This window comes from Streptomyces sp. NPDC058701 (assembly GCF_042715295.1).
In the GTDB taxonomy this organism is placed as follows: domain Bacteria; phylum Actinomycetota; class Actinomycetes; order Streptomycetales; family Streptomycetaceae; genus Streptomyces.
The window spans coordinates 108,334-125,330 of the sequence record NZ_JBHXSY010000004.1; the positions used below are offsets into that span (position 1 = coordinate 108,334).

General features: G+C 74.3%; 15 protein-coding genes and 1 pseudogene. 14 read left to right on the top strand and 2 right to left on the bottom strand.

The annotated features are described in order from the left end of the window. The first annotated feature begins 90 nt into the window (after window positions 1-90). The 4 genes from ACFWW8_RS05395 to ACFWW8_RS05410 all read left to right on the top strand — a co-directional run bounded on the left by ACFWW8_RS05395 (window position 91) and on the right by ACFWW8_RS05410 (window position 3,287). Window positions 91-1,182, top strand: coding sequence for a nitronate monooxygenase (locus ACFWW8_RS05395; RefSeq protein ID WP_386523951.1), 1,092 nt, complete (start codon window positions 91-93; stop codon window positions 1,180-1,182). Continuing rightward, window positions 1,179-1,922: a 16S rRNA (uracil(1498)-N(3))-methyltransferase gene (locus tag ACFWW8_RS05400; protein WP_386523953.1), complete on the top strand. Its 744-nt coding sequence runs from the start codon at window positions 1,179-1,181 to the stop codon at window positions 1,920-1,922. Before ACFWW8_RS05395 ends, ACFWW8_RS05400 begins: the two co-directional genes overlap by 4 nt. A gap of 93 nt (window positions 1,923-2,015) precedes the next feature. Continuing rightward, window positions 2,016-2,375 (top strand): histidine triad nucleotide-binding protein, encoded by a 360-nt coding sequence (locus tag ACFWW8_RS05405; protein WP_386523955.1) that lies wholly within the window; start codon window positions 2,016-2,018, stop codon window positions 2,373-2,375. A 3-nt stretch (window positions 2,376-2,378) separates the two neighbouring features. After that, a complete protein-coding gene (locus tag ACFWW8_RS05410) occupies window positions 2,379-3,287 on the top strand; it encodes a ribonuclease Z (protein ID WP_386523958.1) in 909 nt (302 codons plus the stop codon). A 22-nt stretch (window positions 3,288-3,309) separates the two neighbouring features. Here the strand turns inward: ACFWW8_RS05410 and ACFWW8_RS05415 are convergent, their stop codons facing one another. Next, complete coding sequence (locus ACFWW8_RS05415; RefSeq protein WP_386523960.1) at window positions 3,310-4,674, bottom strand: MFS transporter; 1,365 nt, start codon at window positions 4,672-4,674, stop codon at window positions 3,310-3,312. Window positions 4,675-4,898: 224 nt separating this feature from the next. On the opposite strand from ACFWW8_RS05415, the gene ACFWW8_RS05420 reads away from it, so the two are divergent. The 6 genes from ACFWW8_RS05420 (at window position 4,899) to ACFWW8_RS05445 (ending at window position 10,953) form a co-directional block, all read left to right on the top strand. Continuing rightward, the gene (locus ACFWW8_RS05420) at window positions 4,899-5,996 is read left to right on the top strand and encodes a carbohydrate kinase family protein (protein WP_386523962.1); all 1,098 of its coding nucleotides are present in this window, start codon (window positions 4,899-4,901) and stop codon (window positions 5,994-5,996) included. Window positions 5,997-6,220: 224 nt separating this feature from the next. Continuing rightward, on the top strand, window positions 6,221-8,332 hold the full coding sequence (locus ACFWW8_RS05425) for a PhoH family protein (protein ID WP_386523965.1): 2,112 nt from the start codon (window positions 6,221-6,223) through the stop codon (window positions 8,330-8,332). A 13-nt stretch (window positions 8,333-8,345) separates the two neighbouring features. After that, window positions 8,346-8,843 carry an rRNA maturation RNase YbeY gene (gene ybeY, locus ACFWW8_RS05430; RefSeq protein WP_267718535.1) on the top strand — a complete coding sequence of 166 codons (498 nt, stop codon included), beginning with the start codon at window positions 8,346-8,348 and terminating at the stop codon, window positions 8,841-8,843. Beyond that, window positions 8,840-10,144: a hemolysin family protein gene (locus ACFWW8_RS05435; protein WP_386523968.1), complete on the top strand. Its 1,305-nt coding sequence runs from the start codon at window positions 8,840-8,842 to the stop codon at window positions 10,142-10,144. Before ybeY ends, ACFWW8_RS05435 begins: the two co-directional genes overlap by 4 nt. Continuing rightward, window positions 10,141-10,503: an MmcQ/YjbR family DNA-binding protein gene (locus ACFWW8_RS05440; protein ID WP_386523971.1), complete on the top strand. Its 363-nt coding sequence runs from the start codon at window positions 10,141-10,143 to the stop codon at window positions 10,501-10,503. Before ACFWW8_RS05435 ends, ACFWW8_RS05440 begins: the two co-directional genes overlap by 4 nt. A gap of 96 nt (window positions 10,504-10,599) precedes the next feature. Then, on the top strand, window positions 10,600-10,953 hold the full coding sequence (locus ACFWW8_RS05445; protein WP_383915282.1) for a cytidine deaminase: 354 nt from the start codon (window positions 10,600-10,602) through the stop codon (window positions 10,951-10,953). A 55-nt stretch (window positions 10,954-11,008) separates the two neighbouring features. On the opposite strand, the gene ACFWW8_RS05450 is transcribed toward ACFWW8_RS05445, so the two are convergent. Next, window positions 11,009-12,304: an MFS transporter gene (locus tag ACFWW8_RS05450; protein WP_386523975.1), complete on the bottom strand. Its 1,296-nt coding sequence runs from the start codon at window positions 12,302-12,304 to the stop codon at window positions 11,009-11,011. 71 nt (window positions 12,305-12,375) lie between these two features. On the opposite strand from ACFWW8_RS05450, the gene ACFWW8_RS05455 reads away from it, so the two are divergent. The 4 genes and pseudogenes from ACFWW8_RS05455 to era all read left to right on the top strand — a co-directional run bounded on the left by ACFWW8_RS05455 (window position 12,376) and on the right by era (window position 16,984). Then, window positions 12,376-13,572 carry a GlxA family transcriptional regulator gene (locus tag ACFWW8_RS05455; RefSeq protein ID WP_386523978.1) on the top strand — a complete coding sequence of 399 codons (1,197 nt, stop codon included), beginning with the start codon at window positions 12,376-12,378 and terminating at the stop codon, window positions 13,570-13,572. A gap of 152 nt (window positions 13,573-13,724) precedes the next feature. Then, window positions 13,725-15,017, top strand: coding sequence for a beta-xylosidase (locus ACFWW8_RS05460; protein WP_386523980.1), 1,293 nt, complete (start codon window positions 13,725-13,727; stop codon window positions 15,015-15,017). 203 nt (window positions 15,018-15,220) lie between these two features. Further along, window positions 15,221-15,532, top strand: a pseudogene (locus ACFWW8_RS05465) (WxL protein peptidoglycan domain-containing protein); the annotation flags it as partial. A 501-nt stretch (window positions 15,533-16,033) separates the two neighbouring features. After that, window positions 16,034-16,984, top strand: a complete 951-nt coding sequence (era, locus tag ACFWW8_RS05470) for a GTPase Era (RefSeq protein ID WP_386524365.1) — start codon at window positions 16,034-16,036, stop codon at window positions 16,982-16,984. The last annotated feature ends 13 nt before the right edge of the window (window positions 16,985-16,997 follow it).

Consider the following 16,997-nt stretch of genomic DNA (forward strand, 5'->3'; position numbering starts at 1 on the left):
CCGCATCGGGTCCGGCGGGTCCGGATGCGGACCATGCCAGGCGAATGCCGTGATTCGGTGCGATGAGCGGGACATGGCACGATGCAGTCCATGTCCACCGCACCGAACGGTCTGTCTCCGTACCCGATCGTGCAGGCCCCCATGGCGGGCGGCGCCTCGTGTCCGCCGCTCGCCGCGGCCGTGTGCGAGGCGGGCGGACTGGGCTTCCTGGCCGGCGGGTACAAGACCGCCGACGGCATGTACCAGGAGATCAAGCAGGTGCGCGCCCTCACCCGGCGCCCGTTCGGCGTCAACCTCTTCCTGCCGCAGACCGGCTACGTGGACCCGGCGGCCGTCGAGGCGTACCGCGGACAGCTGGCGGGCGAGGCGAACTGGTACGGGATCTCCCTCGCCGCCGACGACATCATGGGCACCTCCGACGACGGCTACGACGCCAAGCTCGCGATCCTCCTGGAGGACCCGGTCCCCGTCGTCTCTTTCACCTTCGGCCTCCCCTCGGGCGCGGCGCTCACCGCGCTGCGCAAGGCCGGTACGTACACCGTCGTCACCGTGACCTCCGTCGAGGAGGCCCGCGGCGCACAGGACGTGGGCGCCGACGCGGTGTGCGTCCAGGGCGTGGAGGCCGGCGGCCACCAGGGCACCCACCGCGACGACCCGCAGGCCGACGGCACCGCGGCCGTCGGGCTGCTCGCGCTGGTGGCGCAGGTACGGGAAGCGGTGGCCCTCCCGATCATCGCCTCGGGCGGCCTGATGCGGGGCTCGCAGGTCGCGGCGCTGCTCGCGGCGGGCGCCGAGGCGGCCCAGCTCGGGACGGCCTTCCTCGCGTGCCCCGAATCGGGGGCGCACCCGCTGCACAAGAAGGCGCTGACGGACCCGCTCTTCGTACGGACCGAACTGACCCGCGCCTTCTCCGGGCGGCCGGCTCGGGGGCTGGTCAACCGCTTCATGCGCGAGCACGGGCCGTACGCCCCGGCCGCGTACCCGCAGGTCCACCACCTGACCTCGGGGCTGCGCAAGGCGGCCGCCGCGGCCGGCGATCCGCAGGGCATGGCGCTGTGGGCCGGGCAGGGGCACCGGCTGGCGCGGACGCTGCCCGCCGGGGAGCTGATGGAGGTGCTGGCGGCCGAACTGGCCGAGGCACAGAGCACGTTGAAGGCTCTGCAGATGAGGAGTGTGTCATGACCGCCCCGGTGTTCGTGGTCGAAGAGGTCCCCGCGGGAGCGGAGTTCGTCCTGGACGGGCCGGAGGGCCGGCACGCGGTGTCGGTGAAGCGGCTGAACCCGGGCGAGGCGGTGGTCCTTGCGGACGGCCGGGGCCGCTGGGCGGAGGGCGTGGTCAAGGCCGCGGAGGGCAAGGACCGGCTCGTCGTGTCGGTCTCCGGCGTCTTCGAGGAGGCCGAGCCGGCCGTACGCATCACCGTGGTGCAGGCGCTCCCCAAGGGGGACCGGGGCGAGCTGGCCGTCGAGACGATGACCGAGACCGGCGTCGACGCGATCGTGCCGTGGCAGGCCTCGCGCTGCATCACCCAGTGGCGCGGCGACCGCGGCGCCAAGTCCCTGGCCAAGTGGCGGGCCACGGCCCGGGAGGCGGGCAAGCAGTCCCGCCGGGTCCGCTTCCCGGAGGTGGCGGAGGCCCTGTCCACCAAGCAGGTCGCGGCGCTGCTGGCCGGTGCCGACCTGGCGATGGTCCTCCACGAGGACCGCGACACCCCCTCGGAGGCCCTGGCCTCGGCGGCCCTGCCGGAGGCGGGTTCCGTCGTGCTGGTGGTCGGCCCGGAGGGCGGGGTATCCCCGGACGAGCTCGCGGCGTTCGCGGCCGTCGGCGCCCGTCCGTACCGGCTGGGCCGGTCGGTCCTGCGCACGTCCACGGCGGGCACCGCCGCGACGGCGGTCCTGCTGGCGCGGACGGGGCGCTGGTCCTGACCCGGCCGGCCTGACCCGATCGACCTGACCCGCGTGACCGGGGCCGGGCTGGATACGATGCCCGGACCGATCACCGTCACGGGAGGCGCACCAATGGCCGGGGAACCGCAGGCCGACTGCCTGTTCTGCAAGATCGTCACCGGGGACGTCCCGGCGACCCTCGTCCGGGAGACCGAGACGACCATCGCCTTCCGGGACATCAGCCCGAAGGCACCGACGCACGTGCTCGTCATCCCCAAGGTCCACTACCCCGACGCCGCGTCCCTCGCCGCCGCCGAGCCGGGCGTCGCCGCCGACGTGCTGCGCGAGGCGGGCCGGGTGGCCGCGGACGAGAAGGTCGACGGCCAGGGCTACCGGATCGTCTTCAACACCGGCGCGGGCGCCGGCCAGACCGTCTTCCACGCGCACGCGCACGTCCTCGGCGGGCGCGGCCTCGAGTGGCCCCCCGGATAGACCGTGTCCGTCAGAGAGTTCGTGATCCTGGGCACCGCCAGCCAGGTGCCCACCCGCCACCGCAACCACAACGGCTACCTGCTGCGCTGGGACGGCGAGGGCATCCTCTTCGACCCGGGCGAGGGCACCCAGCGCCAGATGCTGCGCGCCGGGGTCGCGGCGCACGACATCAACCGGATCTGCGTCACGCACTTCCACGGCGACCACAGCCTCGGGCTGGCCGGCGTCATCCAGCGCATCAACCTGGACCGGGTCCCCCACCCCGTCACCGCGCACTACCCGGCCTCGGGACAGAAGTTCTTCGACCGGCTGCGGTACGCGACGGCGTACCGGGAGACGGTAGAGCTGCACGAGGAGCCGGTGGTCCGGGACGGGGTCCTGGCGCGGGAGGCCTCGTACACGCTGGAGGCGCGGCTGCTCTCGCACCCGGTGGAGTCCTTCGGGTACCGGCTGACCGAGCCGGACGGCCGGCGGATGGTGCCGGAGCTGCTCGCGCGGCACGGGATCAAGGGGCCGGACGTGGGCCGGCTCCAGCGGGACGGGAGCCTCGGCGGCGTCACCCTGGACGAGGTCAGCGAGGCCCGGCCCGGGCAGCGGTTCGCCTTCGTCATGGACACCCGGCTGTGCGACGGGGTGACGGAGCTCGCCGAGGGCTGCGACATGCTGGTGATCGAGTCGACCTTCCTCGACGAGGACGGGCAACTGGCTCTCGACCACGGCCACCTGACCGCAGGTCAGGCCGCCACCGTGGCGCGCGCGGCGGGCGTCCGGCACCTGGTGCTGACGCACTTCTCGCAGCGGTACCCGGACCCGTCGGACTTCGAACGGCAGGCCCGGGCCGCGGGGTTCGAGGGGGAGCTGACGGTGGCGGCGGACCTGGTCCGCGTGCCGGTCCCCCGGCGGACGACCTGAGCCCACCCCGGCGCACGAACGACTACGACACCCCCTGGACGCCGGCGCGGTCGCGGGCCCCCGCGCGGTCGCGCGAGCGGCGCGGCGCGGGCGCGCCCAGCAGCACGCGGCGGGGGAGCCGGCGGAGCCGGATCTCAGCGACCTCCAGTTCCGCGGCGCCCACCCGCGGCACCGCACCCGACGGAGCGCCCGCGCCGGCCGCCAGGACCGCCGCCGGGGCCCCGCCGCGGCGGCGGACCGAACCGGCGGTCAGCGGGCGGCCGCCCGCGTGCAGGGCCACGGCGGTCATCGGCCCGGCCACGGCCAGCAGCAGCCCGCCCAGCACCAGCCCCATGCCGGGGAAGCCCGCGCTCTCGGCCAGCAGGCTCCCGGTGACGGGCCCGCAGGCCACGCCGAGCGAGGACGCGGAGCCGGCCAGGACCGCCCAGCGGCCGCGCGGGTCCAGGGCCGCCGCGAGGCCGATGGCGTACGAGAGGACGACCGGGTAGAGCGCGTTCCACAGGATCTCCCCGGCGGCGAACGAGCCGAGGCCGCGGGCCGAGGAGGAGAGCGCCACGCAGCAGGCGATCAGGGCCGTGCCCACGCCGATCGGGACCGCGCGCCCCAGGCGGGCGCCGAGGGCGGAGGCCGCCGTCACCCCGAGCAGGCCCGCGCCCAGCGCCGCGGCGAAGACCACGCCGAGGGTGACCTCCGACAGCCCCGCCTGCTGGGCACCGATCCGGCCGCTGACCCCCCACAGGGCGTTCTGGGCCAGCGACCACAGCATCAGCGCGCCCGCCAGCACCATCCCGGCCCGCGGGTACGGCAGCCGGCCGGGGCGGGCTCCGGGAACCGCGGCGGACGACGGGCCGCCGAGGTGGCGGGTGGCCGGCCAGGCCGCCGCCGCGACGACGGCGATCGCGGCGAACGGCAGCCCGTGGCCGCCGCCGAGGTGCGGCAGGGTCAGGTGCAGCGCGCCCGCGGTCGCCGACACCGACAGCAGCCCGAGGGCGGAACTCCGGTGCGGGTCGCGCTGCCCGGCGATCCCGGACGCGGCCACCGCGGTGGCGGCGCCGGACCCGAAGCCGCCGGCCACGGCGCCCGCGACGACGAGCGGGAGCAGCGGGGTCGCGGCCGCCGTGCCGTAGCCGGCGACGGCGAGCAGCAGCCCGAGCCGGGCGGCCGGCCGGGGGCCGTGGCGGGCGATGCGGGAGGCGAGGGCGAACCCCGCGGCCGCCGAACCGAGGAGCAGGGCCGAGCCGATCAGGCCGGCCTGCGCGGGGCTGAGCGGCAGATGGGCGTCGAGCCGGCCCACGACGGTCGGCAGGAGGTACGGGGCGAGGTATCCGGCCGTGAAGAGGGCCACGAGGGGCCGGGCGGCGGAGGGCGCGGAGGCGCGGTGGAGCACGGGTGTTCCAGGAGGTGCGTGGGAGGTGCCGCAGAGTGAGCGGGGCCCCTGTCTATCAAGGGGCCGGAGTTGAGGAGAAGAGCGCTCCTGTGGTGATCTGCGCCACACTGGGTTTTGCTGCCGTCCGGCGCGGGCAGAGTCGGCAGCTTCCCACGGAGAGCCCGCGTGCAGAAACGACCCCTCCAGAGCAAAGACGACCCTTCCAGAACAACGGGGAGTACACCGTGACCAGTCGGGACAGCTTCGACATCCTCTCCACCGCCGTGGATCCGCTCGGTCCGGTGCGCGACCCCGAGGAACCCGGCTGCGACGTCTTCCTGACCGGAACCGTCTTCCTCGACATCATCTTCACCGGCCTCGACTCGGCGCCGGTTCGCGGCACGGAGTCCTGGGCGCGCGGCATGGGCTCCAGCCCCGGCGGAGTCGCCAACATGGCGACCGCGCTGGCCCGGCTCGGCCTGCGCACCTCGCTGGCCGCGGCGTTCGGGGACGACCACTACGGCGAGTACTGCTGGGACGCCCTCGAACAGGGCGAGGCCATCGACCTGTCGATGTCGCGGACCGTCCCCGGATGGCACAGCCCGGTCACGGTCTCGATGGCCTACGAGGGCGAGCGCACCATGGTCTCGCACGGCCACGAGGCCCCGCCGCCGGCCGGCCCCGGCCCCTTCCCGCAGTGCCCGCCGAGGGCCCGCGCCGCCGTGGCCTCGCTGGGGCCGGGCCGGGGCGAGGAGTGGATCGGCGAGGCCGCGCGGCGCGGCTCGCGGGTCTTCGCGGACGTGGGCTGGGACGAGAGCGGCCGCTGGGACCTGGGGGCGCTGGCCGATCTGGAGCACTGCGAGGCCTTCCTGCCGAACGCGGGCGAGGCGATGCGCTACACCCGCACCGACTGCCCGCGCGCGGCGGCCCGGGCGCTCGCCGAGAAGGTGCCGATCGCGGTGGTGACGATGGGTGCGGAGGGCTCGTACGCGGTGGACGGACGCACCGGGGAGACCGCCCGGGTCCCGGGGATCGCGGTCGAGGCGCTGGACCCGACCGGGGCGGGGGACGTGTACGTGGCGGGCTTCGTCACCGGAACCCTGGCGGGCTGGCCGCTGGCGGACCGGCTGGCCTTCGCCGGGCTGACGGCGGCGCTGTCGGTCCAGGAGTTCGGCGGCTCCCTGTCGGCCCCCGGCTGGCCGGAGGTCGCCCACTGGTGGCACGCCGCCCCGCAGGAGCTGCGCGGCCGGTACGCGTTCCTGGACGAGCTCATGCCGCCGGGAACGACCCCGGCGGCACGGCGCCGCGCGGTGCCCACGATCGGCTTCCGCCACTCCGCGTAGGCCCGCCACGGATCGGGTCCGGACGGGGCCGCGCACCGGCGGGGCGCGCTCCCGGGGGCCGCCGGCCGACCGGGCCCCCGGCCGGGGCGTACGCGGTACCGGTGGCCGGGCCGGGCGTAAAACCCCTCGGGGAAGGCGCACCGGAGACGTACGCTTGGTATTCCCAGGTCGTCGATCGGCGCGGCCCCCCAGCGGGAGGTATGTGCAGGCCACAGTGCCGGCCCATGACTCAGACACCGACATCCCAGACCCCGGCGGCCGGACAGGCGCGCGCCCACTTCACCGTTCCCGCCACGCACCCGATGGTGACGGTGCTCGGTTCGGGCGACGCCCTGCTGCGCGTGATCGAGAAGGCCTTCCCGAAGGCCGACATCCACGTACGGGGAAATCAGGTCAGCGCGGTCGGTGACGCGGCGGAAGTCGCCCTGATCCAGCGCCTGTTCGACGAGATGATGCTGGTGCTCCGCACCGGGCAGCCGATGACGGAGGACGCAGTGGAACGCTCGATCGGCATGCTCAAGGCGAGCACCAACGGCAAGGGCGGCTCCGAGGAGACCCCCGCCGAGGTCCTCACCCAGAACATCCTCTCCAGCCGCGGCCGTACCATCCGCCCCAAGACCCTCAACCAGAAGCGGTACGTCGACGCGATCGACAAGAACACGATCGTCTTCGGCATCGGCCCCGCCGGTACCGGAAAGACCTACCTCGCGATGGCCAAGGCCGTGCAGGCGCTCCAGTCCAAGCAGGTCAGCCGGATCATCCTGACCCGGCCCGCCGTCGAGGCGGGGGAGCGGCTCGGCTTCCTGCCGGGCACCCTCTTCGACAAGATCGACCCGTACCTGCGCCCGCTCTACGACGCGCTGCACGACATGATCGACCCCGACTCGATCCCGCGCCTGATGGCCGCGGGCACGATCGAGGTGGCGCCGCTGGCATACATGAGGGGTCGCGCGCAGCCGGTCTTCACGAAGGTGCTGACGCCGGACGGCTGGCGGCCCATGGGGGAGCTCGCGGTGGGTGACCTGGTCGTCGGGTCGAACGGTGAGCCGACACCGGTCCTCGGCGTCTACCCGCAGGGCCAGAAGGACATCTACCGCGTCACGGCCCAGGACGGGTCCTGGACCCTGTGCTGCGGAGAGCACCTGTGGACGGTCAGGACGCGGGACGACAAGCGGCGGGACAAGCCGTGGCGGGTCCTGGAGACCCAGGAGATGATCGGCAACCTGAGGGCGGCGCACGCCCGCAGGTACGAGCTGCCGCTCCTGACGGCACCGGTCGCCCTTCCGGAGCGGGAGGTCCCCATGGAACCGTACGCGCTGGGCCTCCTCCTGGGCGACGGGTGCGTCACCGGCTCCACGACCCCGGCGTTCTCCACCGAGGACGAGGAACTCGTGAGCGCCCTGGTCGCGGTGCTTCCAGGTGTCGCCGCGCGGCACAAGGGCGGACCCGACTACGTCCTGAATCGCGTGAAGGCGCCCGGTGACAAGGTCACCCTGGCGAATCCCGTCACGCGTCTCATGCGCGAGCTGGATCTGCTCGGCAGCCGGTCGCACTCCAAGTTCGTGCCGGACGAGTACATGTTCAACGCGGCCGAGATCCGCCTTGCCGTACTTCAGGGCCTGCTCGACTCCGACGGGGGCCCCGTCACCCAGCGGGGCCGTTCCTGCCGGATCCAGTACTCCACGGCGTCGATCGTCCTGCGCGACGACGTGATCGCCCTCGTCCAGTCCCTCGGCGGTGTGGCGTACACCCGGCGCCGGAGGGCGGAAGGCCGGGCACGGAGCACTGCACTCGCCGCCCATCGATACGACTCGCACGTCGTCGACATCCGGCTCCCCGACGGCATCGAGCCCTTCCGCCTCGCGCGCAAGCGGGACGCCTACCACGCGGCCGGCGGGGGCGGGCGCCCCATGCGGTTCATCGACTCCATCGAGCCCGCGGGCCGCGAGGAAGCCGTGTGCATCCAAGTGGCGGCCGAGGACTCGCTCTACGTCACGCAGGACTACCTGCTGACGCACAACACGCTCAACGAGGCGTTCGTCGTCCTCGACGAGGCGCAGAACACCACCACCGAGCAGATGAAGATGTTCCTGACCCGCCTCGGCTTCGACTCGAAGATCGTCGTCACCGGTGACGTGACGCAGGTCGACCTCCCCGGCGGGGCCAAGAGCGGCCTGCGGCAGGTGCAGGACATCCTGGAGGGCGTGCCCGACATCCACTTCTCCCGGCTCACCTCCGAGGATGTCGTCCGGCACAAGCTGGTCGGCCGTATCGTCGATGCGTACGAGAAGTACGACGAGACCCGGCCGGCCCCGGACGGCCATCAGCGGAAGTAGAACCCAGCGCACCATGTCGATCGACGTCAACAACGAGTCCGGAACCGAGGTCGACGAGCGGGCGATCCTCGACATCGCCCGCTACGCGCTCACCCGGATGCGGATCCACCCGCTCTCCGAGCTCTCCGTCATCGTGATCGACGAGGGGGCGATGGAGCAGCTCCACATCCAGTGGATGGACCTGCCCGGACCCACCGACGTCATGTCCTTCCCGATGGACGAGCTCCGTCCGCCGACGAAGGACGACGAGGAGCCCCCGCAGGGCCTCCTCGGCGACATCGTGCTCTGCCCCGAGGTCGCCAAAAAGCAGGGCGAGGACGCCCCGACGCAGCACTCCATGGACGAGGAGCTCCAGCTCCTGACCGTCCACGGAGTGCTGCACCTGCTCGGCTACGACCACGAGGAACCGGACGAGAAGGTCGAGATGTTCGGTCTCCAGGCGGCCATCGTCGACGGCTGGCGCGGTGAGCGCGGCATGACCGGTCCGTCCCCGGCCCCGACCGTCTCGTGAACGCCGCCCAGCTGATCACCGGCGCCGTCCTCCTCGTGGTCGTCGCCTGGTTCGCGGCGTGCGCCGAGTCCGGGATCGCCCGGATCTCCAGCTTCCGCGCCGACCAGGCCGTACGCGAGGGCCGGCGCGGCAGCGCGAAGCTCGCCCAGGTCTCCGCCGACCCCACCCGCTACGTCAACGTGGCGTTGCTGGTCCGCGTGACCTGCGAGATGGCGGCGGGCGTGCTCGTCACGTACGTCTGCCTCGACGAGTTCGGCGAGAACTGGACCGCGCTGCTGGTGGCCATCGCCGTGATGGTGCTGGTCTCCTACGTCGCCGTCGGCGTCTCCCCCCGAACGATCGGCCGCCAGCACCCGCTGAACACCGCGACGGCGGCGGCGTACGTGCTCGTGCCGCTCGCCCGGATCATGGGCCCCATCCCGCAGCTGCTGATCCTCATCGGCAACGCGCTCACACCCGGGAAGGGCTTCCGCAAGGGGCCGTTCGCCTCCGAGGCCGAGCTGCGCGCGATGGTGGACCTGGCGGAGAAGGAATCGCTGATCGAGGACGACGAGCGCCGGATGGTGCACCAGGTCTTCGAGCTCGGCGACACCCTCGTGCGCGAGGTGATGGTGCCGCGCACCGACCTGATCTGCATCGAGCGGTACAAGACGATCCGTCAGGCGACCACGCTCGCGCTGCGGTCGGGCTTCTCGCGCATACCGGTCACCGGGGAGAACGAGGACGACATCGTCGGGATCGTCTACCTGAAGGACCTCGTCCGCAAGACGCACGTCAGCCGGGAGGCGGAGTCCGACCTCGTCTCGACGGTGATGCGGCCGGCCCTCTTCGTGCCCGACACCAAGAACGCGGGCGACCTGCTCCGCGAGATGCAGTCGGTGCGCAACCACGTGGCCGTCGTCATCGACGAGTACGGCGGCACCGCCGGCATCGTCACCATCGAGGACATCCTGGAGGAGATCGTCGGCGAGATCACCGACGAGTACGACCGGGAGATCCCGCCGGTCGAGGACCTGGGCGAGGACAGCTACCGGGTCACGGCGCGCCTGGACATCACCGACCTCGGCGAGCTGTTCAAGGTCGAGGCCTTCGACGACGAGGACGTGGAGACGGTGGGCGGGCTGCTCGCCAAGGCGCTCGGGCGGGTGCCGATCGCGGGCGCCTCCGCGCTGGTGGAACTGCCGGACGGGCGTCCGCTGCGCCTGACGGCCGAGTCCCCGGCCGGCCGCCGGAACAAGATCGTGACGGTACTGGTCGAACCGGTCGCCCCGGCGGCGTCCGAGGAAGGGGAGGGCGCATGACCCCGGAAGGGCTGCGTGCCTTCTGCCTCGGCTTCAACGCGGCGGTGGAGGAGTTCCCCTTCACCCCGGAGACCTCGGTGTTCAAGGTGCTGGGCAAGGTGTTCGCGCTCTCCGCCCTGGACGGGGAGCCGCTGAAGATCAACCTCAAGTGCGAGCCGGAGCTCGCGGTGCGGCTGCGCGAGGAGCACGAGGCGATCGTGCCCGGCTACCACATGAACAAGCGGCACTGGAACACCGTGACGGTGGGCGGGCCGGACGGGCTGGCTGACGCCCTGGTGCGGGAGCTGATCGAGGACTCGTACGACCTCGTGGTGGCGGGCCTGCCGAAGGCGGAGCGGCTGCGGCTCGACCGCCCCTGATCCGGTCCCGGGGCGGCGGGCCGCGGTGGGCCGCCCCGGGTCCGGGTCGCGGCCCCGCCCGGGCGCTCCGCCCGCGGGCTCCCTATGCTTCCGCCCATGACCGACAGCACCGGGATCGACCCCGAGGACAGCAAGATCATCACGCTGGCGCGCAGCGCCCGGGCCCGCAACGGCGTGCCCGAGGGGGCCGCGGTGCGCGACGAGACGGGCCGCACCTACGTCGCCGGGACGGTGGAGCTCGACTCCCTGAAGCTCAGCGCCCTGCAGACCGCCGTCGCGATGGCCGTGGCCAGCGGGGCACAGTCCCTGGAGGCCGCCGCCGTGGTCAGCGCCGCGGAGGCCCCCGCCGAGGCCGACCGCGCGGCCGTCCGGGACCTGGGAGGCCCGGACACCCCGGTCCTCCTGGCGGGTCCGGACGGCACCCTGAAGTCCACCACCCCCGCCGGCTGACCGCAGGCCACCGCCGCCACCCCCGCCGGCCGGTCCGTCCCGGCCGGCCCCGGGGTCAGGCCGGGACGGGCCGCGCGGGGGACCGGCGGATCACCATCGCCATCAGCGCGGCCATCGCGCACAGCGCCCCCGAGGCGTACCAGACGACGTCGTACGAACCGAAGGCGTCCCGCGCCAGACCGCCCAGGAAGGCCACCACGGCCGCTCCCACCTGGTGCGAGGCCAGCACCCAGCCGAAGACGATCGCGCTGTCGTCGCCGTAGTGCTCCCGGCACAGCGCGATGGTCGGCGGTACGGTCGCGACCCAGTCCAGGCCGTAGAACACGATGAAGAAGATCAGGGGCGGCCGGACCGACGGGGCCAGCAGCATCGGCAGGAACAGCAGCGAGACCCCGCGCAGGGCGTAGTAGACGGCCAGCAGGCGCCGGGCCTCGAAGCGGTCCGTGAACCAGCCCGAGGCGATCGTGCCGACGACGTCGAACACGCCGATCACCGCCAGCAGCCCCGCCGCGGCCGTCACCGGCATGCCGTGGTCGTGGGCGGCCGGGACGAAGTGGGTCCGCACCAGGCCGTTCGTCGAGGCCCCGCAGATGGCGAACGTGCCCGCCAGCAGCCAGAACGGGCCCGTGCGCGCCGCCTTGAACAGCACCGTCACGGCCCGGCGCGCGGCCCCCGGGACGGGGGCGGGCTTGACGGTGTACGCGCCCCCGTACGGGGCGAGGCCCACATCCGCCGGATGGTCGCGCAGCAGCAGCCAGACGAACGGGACGACGGCCGTCGCGGCGAGCGACACGGTCACCGCCGCCGGGCGCCAGCCGTGGTGCTCCACCAGCCAGGCCAGCAGCGGCAGGAAGATCAGCTGGCCGGAGGCGCCGGCGGCGGTCAGGACGCCGGTGACCAGCCCGCGCCGGGCCGTGAACCAGCGGTTCGTCACCGTCGCGGCGAAGGCGAGCGCCATCGAGCCGCTGCCCAGCCCCACCAGGACGCCCCAGAACATCACCAGCTGCCAGGACGCGGTCATCCAGACGGTGGCGAGCGAGCCGCCGGATATGACGAGCAGGGCCACCGCCACGACCCGGCGGATGCCGAAGCGGTCCATGAGCGCGGCGGCGAAGGGCGCGGTGAGCCCGTACAGGGCGAGGTTCACCGAGACGGCGAAGCCGATGGTGCCGCGGGACCAGCCGAACTCGGTGTGCAGCGGCTCGATGAGCAGCCCGGGCAGGGAGGCGAAACCAGCCGCGCCGATGATCGTCACGAAGGCGACGGCGGCGACGAACCACGCGCGGTGGATCCGTCCGGCCGGGCGCGGGGCGGGCGGAGCGGGCGTGGAGGCGGGGGCTGTCTGTGTCACGCGGCCAGCATCGGGCCGGCCGGGAGCGGGACGACAGTGGCCTGACTGTCATGCTTCGCTACGATCGGGCCATGGAGCCCGAGGTGGAGCCGCGGTCGAAGCAGAAGCCGTTCCCGAAGCCGCTGTCGGCGCCGGCGTCGTTGTCGGCGCGGTCGCGGCCGCCGCAGCGGCAGCCGCCCCCGGTCGGCGTCGCGCCGGAGCGTCCCGAGCCGCGGCGCGTCGCCGCGCACCGGGTCGTCGTGCTCGCCCTCGCCGGGCTGCTGCCCTTCGAGCTCGGCATCCCGCACCGCATCTTCGGACGTGCCAAGGACCCCGCCGGGCGGCCGCTCTACGAGATCCTCACCTGCGGGCTCGCCCCCGGGCCGGTGCGCACCGACGCCGACTTCGCCGTTCACGTCGAGCACGGCCCCGAACTGCTGGCCACGGCCGACACGGTGGTGGTCCCCGCCTCGTACGAGCTGGGTCCGGTCTACGACCACGGCCGGCTGAGCGGGGAGCTGGCCGCCGCCCTCGCGCACATCCGCCCCGGCACCCGGCTCGTCTCCATCTGCACCGGCGGCTACGTACTGGCCGCCGCGGGGTACCTCGACGGCCGCCCGGCCACCACCCACTGGGCCTCCGCCGAGCACTTCCAGCGGCTCTTCCCGGCCGTACGGGTGGACCCGGGGGTGCTCTACACCGACGACGGGGACGTGCTGACCTCGGCCGGGGTCGCGGCCGGGATCGACCTGTGCGTGCACATCGTGCGCCGCGACCACGGGGCGGCCGTCGCGAACGAGGTGGCCCGGCGGACCGTCGTACCGCCCCACCGGGAGGGCGGGCAGGCCCAGTTCATCGAGCGCCCGGTGCCCGAACCGCAGCTCGCCAGCACCACGGCGGCGCGTGCGTGGGTGCTGGACCGGCTGCACGAGCCGCTGCGCCTGACCGACCTGGCCCGCCAGGAGGCCATGTCGGTACGGACCTTCACGCGCCGCTTCCGCGAGGAGTCGGGCATCAGCCCCGGGCAGTGGATCACCGGCCAGCGGGTGGAGCGGGCGCGGCGGCTGCTGGAGCGGACGGACCTGCCGGTGGAACAGGTGGCCCGGGAGACGGGGTTCGGGACGGCCCAGTCGCTGCGCAAACACGTGCGGGCGGCGCTCGGAGTGAGCCCGACGGCGTACCGGCGCACCTTCCGCGACGGCGGAGCGGGCGGGAACGGCGGTACGGACGGCGAGGGGGGCGTCGGCGAGGCCTCCGGCACGGGCGGGTTCGCCGGACGGGCATCCTGACAGCTCCTGATGGGCCATCAGACGGTGCCGGGTCCGCGCATTGACTTCTGCCGTCGCCCGCTCGTGAATGGCCCCCTGTCGGCGGGACGGAACCCAGGGGGCGGGCAGTGCGAACAGGGGCGCGGAACCGGAGATGGTCGGCGGCCGCCGGCATGGCGGTACTCGCCGCGGCGACCGGAGGAGCGCTGGGCCCGCCCGCCGCCGCCGAGGGGGAGCCCGCCGCCCGGGTGCCGGGCCGGGTGGACTTCCCCACGCACTGCCTGGCGCCGCAGGAGGCCGGACTCCCGCCCGCCGAGGGACCCACCGAGGCCCGGATCACCGTCGACGACCCGGCGCCGCGGGTCGGGGACACCGTCACCGTGACCTACCAGGTGTCCCGGACCCCCGCCGTGAACCCGGTGGGCGCCGCACTCCCCGCTGACGTGGTGACCCCGACCGGGCGGATCGTGCTGGCCGGCGCGCAGAGCGGCGAGGTCACCGTGGTCGGCGCCGAGCGCAACGACCCCGTCGGCGCGGGCGAGCCGCTCCCGCCCGTCACCATGACGGGCACCTTCACCGTCACCGCCCCCGGCGAGATCACCCTCGCCCCGGGCGGCTACACCCTGCACACCCGCCACCTCATGGGCCTCGACACCGTGTGCACGGCCACCGGGGCCCCCGTCGCCGCGCGCCTCACCCCGACCGCGCTGCCCACGGCCAACCTGCGGAGCGTCTTCCTCGGCGCCGCCCGCGGCGGACCGGGCGCCGCCGTCGAGGTCACCGCCGCCGGCTTCCCGCCGGGCACGTCCGTGACGCTGGCCGGCCGCGCCGGGGCCGCCGAGACGGCCGACCGGGTCACCGCCACCGCCGACGGGGCGGGCGTGGTCCTGGCCCGGCTGACCGTCACCGACCGGGCCACCACCGGCGTCGTCGCGTACGAGGGGCCCGCCTGGTCGGCGGGGCTGGGGTCGGGCCCGGCCGCGTACGCCGTCGTCGACACGGCGCCGCCGACCGCGGGCACCCGGAAGGTCACGGCCACCGTCGAGCCGGGGGCGCTCGGCATGACGCAGACCGGCGAGGACGTCGTGCTGGGCGCGGTCCCGTACGGCGACGGCGGAGCCGCCCCCGGCCGGATCGGGACGGTCACCGTCAAGGACGCCCGCGGCGGGCCGGCCGGCTGGTCGCTGACCGGCAAGGTCACCGACTTCACGGGGCCGGGCGGCGTCCGCATCCCGGGCGCCTCCCTCTCCTGGACCCCGTCCTGCACCGCCGCGGCCGGCAGCCCCAGCCCCTGTACGCCGGGCAGCGCGGGCTCCGTCGGCCCCGACGGGGCGGTGCTGGCCTACACGCCGGACGCGGCCGTGGTGGGCGGCGAGTTCACCGTCGACGCCGCGGTCACGCTCCAGGTGCCCCGCTACACCCCGCCGGGCGCGTACACGGCGGTCCTGACCCTCACCTTGTCGTGAACCCCGCCGCGAACCCCGCCGTGCTGTTCGCGGTGAACCGTTTCGTGACCGCCCGGCGGTCACCGGCGCGGTCCCCTTCGCGGCGGGTGCGCCCGTGGCGCGGCGCCGCCGTGCGGCTCCTGCTGCCCGGCCTCATCGTCCCGGCGGCCGTCCTGCTGGGCACCGCGGGGGCGGCCGCGGCCGCGGACAACGGGCAGTGGTCCGTGCTGCCCGCCGCCACCGCCGTCGGCCAGCGCCCGTACTTCTACCTCGCCGCCGCGCCCGGCGCCGCCGCCGCGGACAGCGTCACCATCGCCAACCGCACCGACCGCCCCCGCACCTTCCGCCTCTACGCAGCCGACGCCTACAACACCGCCCGCGACGGCGGCTTCGCCCTGCGCGGCCCCGACGAGCCGCGCCGGGCCACCGCCGCCTGGGCCAGGCTCGACCGGGAGCGGGTCACCGTGCCCGCCCGCGGGGCCGTGAGCGTCGGCTTCACCGTGACCGTTCCGGACCGCGCCGAACCGGGGGACCACCCCGGCGCCGTCGTGGCCCTGGAGGAGCGGCCCGGGACCGTCACCGACCGGGGGATCGGCGTCCGGCAGGCCGTCGCCGCGCGCCTCTACCTGCGGGTGACCGGCCCGACCGCCCCCGCCCTCGCCGTCCGGGGGGTCTCCGTCAGCCGGGGCGGCGCCGGCGCGGAGGTCGCCTACACGCTCCGCAACGCCGGCAACGTCACCCTGCGCCCGCGCGCCGCCCTCACCGCCACCGGCGCGTTCGGCCGGACCCTCGTCGCCCGCGGGCTGACCGGGGTGCCGGCCGAGCTGCTGCCGGGTCAGGAGGTCCGGCTCCGCGCCCGCTGGGAGGACCCTCCCGGTGCGGAATGGGCGGAGGTGACCGTACGGGCCTCGGCCGACGGAACCACAGCTCAGGGCCGTGCCGGCCATGCCGCGCACCCCCTCCTGGCCCCCTTCCTCGCGGGCGGGAGCGCCCTCGCGGCCGTGGCCTGGTCGGCGCTGGGAGCGGCATCGGGGAGAATGGCCCGTATGAGCGATCGTTCCCCCGAGTCCACCAGCCCGCACCGTGCGGGCTTCGCCTGCTTCGTCGGACGCCCCAACGCGGGCAAGTCGACCCTCACCAACGCACTCGTGGGCACCAAGGTCGCGATCACCTCCAACCGGCCGCAGACCACCCGCCACACCGTCCGCGGGATCGTGCACCGCCCCGACGCGCAGCTCGTCCTCGTCGACACCCCGGGGCTGCACAAGCCGCGGACCCTGCTCGGCGAGCGCCTCAACGACGTCGTCCGCGCCACATGGTCCGAGGTCGACGTGATCGGCTTCTGCCTGCCGGCCGACCAGAAGCTGGGCCCCGGCGACAAGTTCATTGCGAAGGAGCTCGCGGGGATCAAGAAGACCCCCAAGATCGCCATCGTGACCAAGACCGACCTGGTCGAGTCCAAGCAGCTCGCCGAGCAGCTCCTCGCGATCCACCAGCTCGGCGCCGAGCTCGGCTTCGAGTGGGCCGAGATCGTGCCCGTCTCGGCGGTCGGCGACACCCAGATCCAGCTGCTGGCCGACCTGATCGCGCCGCTGCTGCCCGTGAGCCCGCCGCTGTACCCGGAGGGCGACCTCACCGACGAGCCCGAGATGGTGATGGTGGCCGAGCTGATCCGCGAGGCCGCGCTGGAGGGCGTGCGCGACGAGCTCCCGCACTCCATCGCCGTGGTCGTCGAGGAGATGATCCCGCGCGAGAACCGCCCCGCCGACCGGCCGCTGCTCGACATCCACGCGAACGTCTACATCGAGCGGCCGAGCCAGAAGGGCATCATCATCGGCCCGAAGGGCGCCCGACTGAAGGAGGTCGGGATGAAGTCGCGCAAGCACATCGAGGCGCTGCTCGGCACCCCGGTCTTCCTCGACCTGCACGTGAAGGTCGCCAAGGACTGGCAGCGCGACCCCAAGCAGCTCCGCAAGCTCGGCTTCTGACGTACCCCGACAC

Coding starts and splice junctions, on each gene's coding strand:
- ACFWW8_RS05395 (WP_386523951.1), top strand. CDS start 91: ATGTCCACCGCACCGAACGGTCTGTCTCCGTACCCGATCGTGCAGGCC.
- ybeY (WP_267718535.1), top strand. CDS start 8,346: ATGTCGATCGACGTCAACAACGAGTCCGGAACCGAGGTCGACGAGCGG.
- ACFWW8_RS05460 (WP_386523980.1), top strand. CDS start 13,725: ATGGCGGTACTCGCCGCGGCGACCGGAGGAGCGCTGGGCCCGCCCGCC.
- ACFWW8_RS05405 (WP_386523955.1), top strand. CDS start 2,016: ATGGCCGGGGAACCGCAGGCCGACTGCCTGTTCTGCAAGATCGTCACC.
- ACFWW8_RS05400 (WP_386523953.1), top strand. CDS start 1,179: ATGACCGCCCCGGTGTTCGTGGTCGAAGAGGTCCCCGCGGGAGCGGAG.
- ACFWW8_RS05445 (WP_383915282.1), top strand. CDS start 10,600: ATGACCGACAGCACCGGGATCGACCCCGAGGACAGCAAGATCATCACG.
- ACFWW8_RS05440 (WP_386523971.1), top strand. CDS start 10,141: ATGACCCCGGAAGGGCTGCGTGCCTTCTGCCTCGGCTTCAACGCGGCG.
- ACFWW8_RS05425 (WP_386523965.1), top strand. CDS start 6,221: ATGACTCAGACACCGACATCCCAGACCCCGGCGGCCGGACAGGCGCGC.
- era (WP_386524365.1), top strand. CDS start 16,034: ATGGCCCGTATGAGCGATCGTTCCCCCGAGTCCACCAGCCCGCACCGT.
- ACFWW8_RS05455 (WP_386523978.1), top strand. CDS start 12,376: ATGGAGCCCGAGGTGGAGCCGCGGTCGAAGCAGAAGCCGTTCCCGAAG.